Consider the following 312-nt stretch of genomic DNA (forward strand, 5'->3'; position numbering starts at 1 on the left):
GCACGCGGATCTGATGGGTGCGACCCGTATGCAGGGTGCAGGCGACGCGCGCGGCGAGGGGCGCCCCGCCGGCCTTGGCAGGCAAGCCAAAGATGCGCTCAACGACATAATCGGTGATGGCCTCGCGGCCGCCGGTCTTCAGGACCGCCATCTTCTTGCGATCGNNCGGGTCAGGGCGATATAGGTGCGCTCGATGTCATGCGCGGCGAACAGGCCGGTCAGGCCCTGATGGGCCCGGTCGTGCTTGGCCGCGACCATGACGCCTGACGTCCCTTTGTCGAGGCGATGGACGATACCCGGGCGGGCCACGCC

The 312-nt window shown here is 68.7% G+C and carries 1 pseudogene; it reads right to left on the reverse strand.

Annotation, left to right across the window (positions count from 1 at the left end):
- Positions 1–312, reverse strand: a pseudogene (locus tag B4K74_RS03235) (pseudouridine synthase); the annotation flags it as partial.

It is taken from the genome of Brevundimonas sp. UBA2503 (genome assembly GCF_002341485.1).
Taxonomy (GTDB): domain Bacteria; phylum Pseudomonadota; class Alphaproteobacteria; order Caulobacterales; family Caulobacteraceae; genus Brevundimonas; species Brevundimonas halotolerans.